Here is an 8828-nt window from a genome sequence, read left to right as displayed (position 1 = left end):
GCTAACTGAGCAGGTTTTTTACGTCTGAAGAAATAGAAGATGAGGTAAGCGAGTGGCGAAATCATGCTGTTATAAACGATATCACGTGTGATCTTCGCATCTTTTATCTCGTTTACGCGAATCTATAATCTGTTCGTATCTCTTCTACTTATGATTTGAAAAGTTGTCCCCCTTCGCCAAGCGGTCATAAAGCACAACATTTACAGATGCTGCGAGGTTCATGCAACCATTGGTCGGAACGTAAATCGTGTCTCGGCAGAAGTCTGTGATCTCTTTTTTCAAGGTACCATCTTCAGGACCAAAAATATAAAAAGCGCGTGGTGGGTGTTTGTAATCTGGTAGAGGCTTCGCACCTTCAATTAGATCAACGGCCACAGGTACGCAGCCTACTGGAATAATGTCTTTCAGCTCTTCAACGCCAATCAGTGGTAGCTCTAAGTGCTTCTCTTTGGTGTCGGTATGGAATTTTCGGGCATGATCGTAGCGTGTGCCCGTATAGAATACAGAGTTAGCGCCGTAGCAGCCAGCCGCTCGCATTACAGAGCCTACGTTTTCAGGCGTCTTTGGATTAACTAGGCCAATGCAGGCATAGCCTTTGGATTGTGTATCTGTTTTTGCTTTGGTCATATTAGTGACTACAGAGTTGATAATGAAAGAGAGTGTTCATGCAGGGAAGTAGCGTGATAAAAATAGCCGAGCAAGTGGCTCGGCTAAATTTTTAACTCGTTTACATGAGTGCTTGTATACTCATGAAGTTGAGCGTCGGCAGCCGAATTAATCGCGCTTCCACAGCATGTGACAGAACTTATGCTCTGGGTCACGGCTGATTAGCATGCGAGCAAATACGTCGTCTAGAACGTCATCAGCTTCATTCACAAGACCAATGCGCACTTCTGCGTAGATTTCTTTGTCGACTTCAAAGCCAACATGTTCAACCCAATCATCACCTGTTTCAACAAGCTCTGCAGCGCCACGGTCTTCAAACTGAGCCGTGAATAGAATCACATCTGCAGGTTCAAGGTTGTCGGGTGCCATCTCTAGGAAGATGTCGTATGCAGTATCAATTGCGTCGTCATAAGACATTAGGTCGTTAGCTTCGGTCATAATAAGTATCTTAGCTTGCGCGGTTCATGTATTTACGTTCAGCAGTGTTTACTACTACTTTGTCGCCAGTCGCGATGTATTCAGGTACTTGGATAGTAAGACCTGTAGAAAGACGAGCTGGCTTAGTACGAGCAGACGCTGATGCCCCTTTGATTGAAGGGTCAGTTTCTTCAATAACTAGCTCAACAGATGTTGGTAGCTCAAGTGTTGCAGCGTTGCCGTCGATAAGGATAGCGTACATGCCTTGAGTGTCTTCGTTGATGAACAGTAGTTCGTCTTCGATAGTTTCTTCGTTGAAGATGAATTGTGTGTAATCCTCGTTGTCCATGAAGATGTACTCGTTGCCATCAACGTAAGAGAACATTACAGCACGTTTAGTTACGTCGATAGTTTCAACGATTTCGTCAGCCTTGTGGCGAACTTCAGTTTTCACGCCAGTTGCTACGTCGTTACCACGGAAACGGTAAATCTTTTGACCGCCGCGGCCACCTGGTGTTGTTACTTCGATATCTTTAACAATGACTGTTTTGCTTTCTACAGTGATAGCAAAACCTTTTTTAATTTCACTTGCTCTAGGCATTTTGTGTTTGTCCTTATTGGGTCTATCCACTGATTATATCTCGGAGATGCTATAAATAGGAATAGCTTGAATCATAAAGTCACCTAAGCGATCATAGAGTCACAGTTAAATCATGATTATATTTGCCAAAACGACCTATGCAGTTACCTGTTATTGACCCTACACAGCCTTTTCAACCTGAATTCCAACCTGTGGTTAACGATCTGATTACCTTCTTAAAAGGTGGGCTAGGTTCTAATCTTCACAGTGTCTATATTTATGGCAGTGTTGCTCGTAAGCAAGCCGTAGCGGGTCGCTCAAATCTTGATGTGGTTGTGGTGACACACCGTCCGTTCCCGGACCAGCGAACCACATTGTTAAACACCATCAAATGGCGTTTCCAAAAGAGCTTTTCTCAAGTCACTCAGGTGGCAATAAAAACCACTTTGATGAGTGACGTTGTCGACTTCGATAATATTTTCACGTGGGGCTTTATGCTCAAGCACCTATCGGTTTGTGTATACGGTGAAGATTTATCAGATTGTTATGGTGATTTCGAAACCAGTTGGGAAATTGCCAAACATTGGAATATGGACGTTGAAAATTGGTTAGCGGTATATCGAAACAAAATTGTACGGGCAGCAACACCTGAGCAGCAAGTCGCCGCGCAAGTGATCATCGCTAAGAAACTGCTGCGAGCGAGTTACTCTTTGGTGATGTATCGTGACAAGTCTTGGTTCGATAATCCTGTCGAGTGTGGTCAGCAGTTCCTGAAATATCATCCAGATAGAGAAGTCGAAATTCAAAGACTGGGTATTTTACTTTCAGGTCGCCCGATTCCTAAGCGTTCAGTGATCGGCATTCTGGATGGATTTGGTGAATGGCTGGTTAAGCAGTATCAGAAAACTGAATTTCGAATAGGGTAAAGCTTCATACCCCACATATATAAAAAAAGTAGAGCGAATTGAGCATTCCTCTGCTTTTTTGTTCTGATTAAACTCAGACAATAATCTTAGAATAAACCTAATTGCTGCCCGCTAACTCTCTCAAAATCTAATCCAATAAAAGGTAAAATCGCTTCAGCCACAGGCTTAATCTGCTTATCGATGTAATGCTGATAATCGATAGTACTCTTCAAATATTCTTTGGGCTCTGGGCCATTCAAGGTAATCAAGTATTCAATACGCCCTTTGTTTTGGTATTGAAGCGGGCGTCCTAGTTTTGTATTGACCTCATCTGCCATTCTAGCTGCTCGAACTTGTGGTGGAATGTTCTTTTGATACTCATACAGCTTGCGACGCAAACGCTTCTGGTAAACCAGTAAATCGTCATGTTTGCCTGCTGAAGTTTCATCAACAAACTGCCTGACATAGTCGGACGGATCTTGGTCGTGGAATACCATTTCATACAAAGTTTGTTGGAACTGTTGCGCCAGTGGTGTCCAGTCTGTTCGTGCACTCTCAAGCCCTTTGAAAATGATCTTCTCTTGGTCACCATGATTGATTAAACCTGCGTAGCGCTTCTTCGAACCAGTTTCCGAACCACGAATGGTTGGCATCAGGAATTTGCGATAGTGAGTCTCGTATTCTAGTTCAAGAATTGAAGTCAGGTTATAGGTCTCTTTCAGGTGTTCAGTCCACCAGTTGTTAATGTAAGCCACCAGTTGATGGCCAATCTCGTCGGCTTGCTTTTGGTCATAACTTCCATTGAGGGAAACGAAGGTCGAGTCGGTATCCCCATAAATCACTTGGTAGCCCTTGTCTTCGATTAGAACCTTGGTTTGCTTCATGATTTCATGACCACGCATGGTGATTGATGACGCCAAGCGAGTATCAAAGAAGCGGCAGCCTGATGAACCTAACACACCATAGAAAGAGTTCATGATGATCTTAATGGCTTGAGAGAAGGCTTTTTCGTCGTTTTTCTTTGCAACGTCACGTGCTGCCCAAAGGTTTTCGATCATCTCTGGTAAGAAGTGTTTGGTGCGGTGAAATTGCCCGCCGCGAAAACCATCAACGGCTTGGTTTTCTGCCGGGCCGATGTCCAATTTTAAACCTTCGATTAGCCCCATGGGATCAATCAAAAATGAACGAATGATGGACGGGTACAGGCTCTTGAAGTCGAGTACCAATACCGAGTCATAAAGATTAGGAATGGAGTCCATCACGTAGCCACCGGGGCTTGCAATCCAGTTCTCTGGTTCTAGATTCGGGGCAACATAGCCTGCTCTGTGTATCTGGGGTAGATATAAATTGGTAAAGGCTGCAACAGAGCCGCCAACACGGTCTAGCTCAACACCGGTCAAGCGAGAGCGCTCAATAACAAAATCGAGTAGATGGGTGTGTTCGAAGATTCGATTTACCAACACACAGTCTTGCAGGTTGTACTTAGCCAATGAGGGCTTATCGAACTTGAACATTCGATTAATCTCATCCATGCGGTCATGAACGTTATGGATATCTTTACCTTCACCAAGCAGCTCACGAGAGACCGACTCAAGCGACCATGAGCGAAAGTGGTAGGTGGCTGTCTTCAACATGTCGATGCCATCCAAGACAACACGGCCAGGAATGGTTATGAAGCCTTGTTGGCTTTGTGCAGAGCTACGGAAGAAGCTAGATTGATTATCTCGACCGATATTGAGCTTCACCTCATTCCATTCCGCCCGTTTATGCAAGAGCCTGAAGTCGAAGTCAATGACGTTCCAACCAATGATGATGTCTGGGTCAAATTCAGAGAACCATACGATCATGGCTTCAAGCAGGGCTTTTTCGTTCGCGACCCATTGGATATTGGTTTCAGCTTGCTGTGGCTCGCCGATCACAATCACTCGACTGTCCATTGGGCTATCTAAACCAATGGAGTAGAGCACGCCTTTTTCTGAACATTCAATATCCAGAGAAACCATCGATAATGTTGGCAAGTAATTACCCGCTCTGCACTTGGCATTGGAGACTCTACGGTGCAGATTTTTCTGCACAGCCGTTCCGGTAAATTCAATGCTCCCCTTGATAAAACGTTCCATTAGGAATCGATCCGCAAGGCGAATATCGCTCTCAAAAGTCTGGATTTCTTCGCTCTTGAAGGCATGTGCTAACTCAAAGCTGCTTCGCGATAGTGCTGTATAACAAGCCGCGAGAGGGGTTTGCTCGAAAGTTGTAAGCTCAAGAGATTTAAACTGGCACTCAATGGACTCTTTGGCTGCAATCGACTCGCAAGCGGGTACATCAGATTGAGCAACAAAAAACACTGGCTTTTGGTTTTGAATAGTCAGAAGAGTAGGGCCTTCCGGTGTGCTTAACCACAAGTCGATCTGTGTGCGCCCTGACAAATCTCTCGCCTGTCTTGTAAGTACAAAGCCTTGCTGAATATCCAATGTAATAACCTATTGATACGGGGGAGTGAATACTACCATCTAGCGCTAGATTACGCACAATAGGCTGCAAAGATAGTCATTAAATACTCGTTAGTAGCAGTAAATAACGGGACTCTGTAAGCAAAAAAGTGAAATTGTCGAGAATGGTCATTTAATTGTATTGAAAATATCTTTATCTTATGTAATTTTATTGGGTGTTTTCTTAACTATCTGATTTTTAGTGAAAGCTTGTGTTTTTAGCGTACCTTTTTATAAATGCGTACTTGCTGAAGTTAGTGTTTCAGCACATATTCAACAGAGCTTTTCCTTAGTAATTAAGTTAAGATGTACTCAATGCTGCGATTCACTGTTCCTTTGTCCGATTGTTTCAAACAGATGAAACGACACAGTGGTTGCAGAGCCAATTAATAGTGTGGAGATACAAGTTTGATAAATGTTTTCCTTGTAGATGATCACGAGCTGGTTCGCACAGGGATACGACGTATTATTGAAGACGTCCGTGGAATGAACGTAGCAGGGGAAGCTGAGAGCGGTGAAGATGCTGCAAAATGGTGTCGTACTAACAATACTGACGTTATTTTGATGGATATGAATATGCCTGGTATTGGTGGCTTAGAAGCAACCAAAAAGATCTTGCGTTTCAACCCTGATGTTAAAATCATCGTTCTAACTGTTCATACGGAAAATCCGTTTCCAACTAAAGTGATGCAAGCTGGAGCTGCTGGTTACCTTACTAAAGGGGCAGGTCCGGATGAAATGGTCAATGCAATTCGTGTGGTCAACAGCGGCCAACGATACATTTCACCAGAAATTGCGCAGCAGATGGCTTTGAGCCAACTCTCGCCTGCGTCTGAAAATCCATTCGCAGACTTATCTGAACGTGAACTTCAAATCATGATGATGATTACCAAAGGTCAGAAAGTGACGGATATTTCAGAACAACTCAATCTAAGTCCTAAGACAGTTAATAGTTACCGCTACCGTTTGTTCAGCAAACTGGACATCAGTGGTGATGTAGAGCTAACGCACTTAGCGATTAGACATGGAATGTTAGATACTGAGACACTTTAATACTGAGATCGTATAGTGACCAACTTGTTTGACTCAGCCTCATTCCTCAAGACAGTAACCGAGCAGCCCGGCGTTTATAGAATGTATAACGCTGAGGCTGTCGTTATTTACGTCGGTAAAGCAAAGAACCTCAAAAAACGCCTTTCTAGTTATTTCCGTAAAAAAGTCGACAGTGAAAAAACACGCGCTTTAGTCAGCAACATTGACAAGATCGATGTCACTGTAACGCACACGGAAACTGAAGCTCTTATCCTTGAGCACAACTACATCAAGCAGTACCTGCCCAAATACAACGTGCTCCTGCGTGATGATAAGTCGTACCCTTATATTTTTATTAGTGGTCACAAGCATCCTCGTTTGTCGATGCATCGTGGTGCTAAAAAGAAAAAAGGTGAATACTTTGGTCCTTACCCTGACTCCGGCGCTGTACGTGAGACGCTACACCTAATCCAAAAAATCTTCCCTGCTCGCCAGTGTGAAGACACGGTTTATGCCAACAGAACTCGCCCCTGCTTGATGTATCAAATTGGTCGTTGTGCTGCGCCATGTGTCAGTTCAATCATTTCTGACGAAGAGTACAGCGAGCTGGTCGACTATGTTCGTTTGTTCCTGCAAGGAAAAGATAAGTTAGTGCTTGAAACGCTTATCGAGAAGATGGATGCAGCAAGCCGTGAGCTCCGCTTTGAGCAAGCTGCGACTTTCCGTGATCAGATCCAAGCGATTCGACGCGTGCAAGAACAGCAATACGTATCTGACGATTCCATGGAAGATATGGATGTGCTTGGCTTTGCACAAGAAAATGGCGTGGCGTGTATTCATATTTTGATGATTCGCCAAGGTAAAGTCTTGGGCAGTCGAAGTCATTTTCCAAAGATCCCAAACAATACCGTGCGTGAAGAGGTTTTCTCTAGCTTCTTAAGCCAGTATTACTTAGCACACAAAGAAGCGAGAACCATTCCAACTCGTTTGATTCTGAATGCTGATTTGATGGAAGACGTCACTCCTATTCAGGAAGCTTTAAGTGAAGTAGCTGGTCGTAAAATCCACTTCAATACTAATCCTTCTGGCGTTCGTGGTCGCTATCTTAAGCTATCGAATACCAATGCGTTAACGGCGATTACCACTAAGATTAATCACAAGATGACGATTAATCAGCGTTTCAAAGAGCTTCAAGAAGTGTTGTCGATGGACGCGATTAAGCGTATGGAATGTTTCGATATTAGTCATACCATGGGTGAAAGTACCATTGCATCTTGTGTGGTGTTCAACCAAGAAGGCCCTGTTAAGCCTGAGTATCGTCGCTACAACATCACAGGCATTACAGGTGGTGATGACTATGCAGCAATGGCTCAGGCGCTTGAGAGACGTTATTCGAAGCAGCTTGATGATGATAAGATCCCTGACATTATTTTTATCGATGGTGGTAAAGGTCAACTTAACCGCGCTCATGAGATTGTCTCTCAATATTGGGGAGATTGGCCGTTCAGGCCGAGAATGATGGGTATTGCCAAAGGCGTGACGCGTAAACCAGGTTTAGAAACTCTCATTACACTTGAAGGGGAAGAGTTTAATTTGCCAAGTGATGCACTAGCCTTGCACCTTATTCAGCATATTCGTGATGAGAGCCATAATCATGCGATTGCAGGGCATAGAGCGAAGCGTGGTAAAACGCGTCGAACCAGTGCCTTGGAAGGAATTGAAGGGATAGGACCGAAGCGTCGCCAAGCTTTGCTGAAATACATGGGTGGCTTACAAGAACTCAAGCGTGCAACTGTTGAAGAAATAGCCAAAGTGCCGGGCATTAGTCATTCTTTGGCAGAAAACATTTATCAAGCATTGAAACAATAGTAAAAATCCAGCACCATTAAAACGCAATTAATAAGAGCCCAATAATATGCGTTTGAATATACCTAACATTTTGTCCTTACTGAGACTATTTTTGATCCCAGTATTCGTTGTTGTTTTTTATCTACCTTACCAATGGGCTCCTTTTGCTGCTGCGATGGTTTTTTGGGTAGCGGGTTTTACTGATTGGTTAGATGGCATGCTTGCTCGTAAGCTAGGGCAAACGTCTCGTTTTGGTGCTTTTATTGACCCTGTCGCAGACAAAGTTCTGGTTGCGACGGCTCTTATTTTGATTACCGAACATTACCACTCAATTTGGGTCACTATCCCAGCTGTCACCATGATAGCTCGCGAGATTATCATCTCTGCACTTCGTGAATGGATGGCTGAAATCGGTAAACGTGCAAGTGTAGCGGTTTCCTGGGTCGGTAAAGTTAAGACGGTTTCTCAGATGTTCGCGTTGTGGGTGCTTATCTGGCGCTATGACGACTGGATGATTTGGGTTGGCTACATTGCTTTGTACGTTGCAACGATTCTAACCTACTGGTCAATGGCACAATACTTAATGGCTGCCAAAGACGATTTGTTAGACGAAAAACATCATTGATTAAGAAGCGAGCTAAGGCTCGCTTTTTTGATCTTTAACCTAAGGTCAAATAATCAATACTGGATATCTAATGTGATATAGATCTCTTTTGAATAGCCGATACACGGTGTGTCTTGCACATAAAGTCAGCTATTTAGCCTGTTTAGTATGAAATCTATTCAAACGAATTAAAAATACAAAAATATTATTGACTCATCCGCTCGAATCCGTAGAATGCATCCCGTACCCAAGAGGATGGCAATGGGCGATTCAGTTGGTTTTACTAA

8 protein-coding genes are annotated in these 8828 nt (G+C 43.6%); 4 read left to right on the top strand and 4 right to left on the bottom strand.

What is annotated here, in order from left to right; translation table 11 throughout:
• Nucleotides 1–144 precede the first annotated feature (144 nt).
• From ACTRWI_RS21285 to efpL, 3 genes are all read right to left on the bottom strand, one after another.
• On the bottom strand, nucleotides 145–627 hold the full coding sequence (locus tag ACTRWI_RS21285; protein WP_004741257.1) for an RNA methyltransferase: 483 nt from the start codon (nucleotides 625–627) through the stop codon (nucleotides 145–147).
• 147 nt (nucleotides 628–774) lie between these two features.
• Complete coding sequence (locus ACTRWI_RS21280; RefSeq protein ID WP_004741258.1) at nucleotides 775–1104, bottom strand: HI1450 family dsDNA-mimic protein; 330 nt, start codon at nucleotides 1102–1104, stop codon at nucleotides 775–777.
• Between the two features lie 10 nt (nucleotides 1105–1114).
• A complete protein-coding gene (gene efpL, locus ACTRWI_RS21275) occupies nucleotides 1115–1684 on the bottom strand; it encodes an elongation factor P-like protein EfpL (RefSeq protein ID WP_499133727.1) in 570 nt (189 codons plus the stop codon).
• A gap of 122 nt (nucleotides 1685–1806) precedes the next feature.
• Between efpL and ACTRWI_RS21270 the strand changes: the two genes are divergently transcribed.
• The gene (locus ACTRWI_RS21270; RefSeq protein ID WP_499133726.1) at nucleotides 1807–2589 is read left to right on the top strand and encodes a hypothetical protein; all 783 of its coding nucleotides are present in this window, start codon (nucleotides 1807–1809) and stop codon (nucleotides 2587–2589) included.
• Between the two features lie 86 nt (nucleotides 2590–2675).
• Here the strand turns inward: ACTRWI_RS21270 and ACTRWI_RS21265 are convergent, their stop codons facing one another.
• Nucleotides 2676–5039, bottom strand: a complete 2364-nt coding sequence (locus tag ACTRWI_RS21265; RefSeq protein ID WP_499133725.1) for a DNA polymerase II — start codon at nucleotides 5037–5039, stop codon at nucleotides 2676–2678.
• A 426-nt stretch (nucleotides 5040–5465) separates the two neighbouring features.
• On the opposite strand from ACTRWI_RS21265, the gene uvrY reads away from it, so the two are divergent.
• From uvrY to pgsA, 3 genes are read left to right on the top strand one after another with little or no spacing between them, the layout of a single operon-like run.
• On the top strand, nucleotides 5466–6110 hold the full coding sequence (uvrY, locus tag ACTRWI_RS21260) for a UvrY/SirA/GacA family response regulator transcription factor (RefSeq protein ID WP_499133724.1): 645 nt from the start codon (nucleotides 5466–5468) through the stop codon (nucleotides 6108–6110).
• Between the two features lie 15 nt (nucleotides 6111–6125).
• Nucleotides 6126–7958 (top strand): excinuclease ABC subunit UvrC, encoded by a 1833-nt coding sequence (gene uvrC / locus ACTRWI_RS21255; protein WP_499133723.1) that lies wholly within the window; start codon nucleotides 6126–6128, stop codon nucleotides 7956–7958.
• A gap of 46 nt (nucleotides 7959–8004) precedes the next feature.
• Nucleotides 8005–8562: a CDP-diacylglycerol--glycerol-3-phosphate 3-phosphatidyltransferase gene (gene pgsA, locus ACTRWI_RS21250; protein ID WP_004741263.1), complete on the top strand. Its 558-nt coding sequence runs from the start codon at nucleotides 8005–8007 to the stop codon at nucleotides 8560–8562.
• Nucleotides 8563–8828: the final 266 nt, after the last annotated feature.

This window comes from Pseudoalteromonas sp. G5_S1_14_S5, from assembly GCF_054968605.1.
This window is presented reverse-complemented; position numbering and strand designations above follow the sequence as displayed.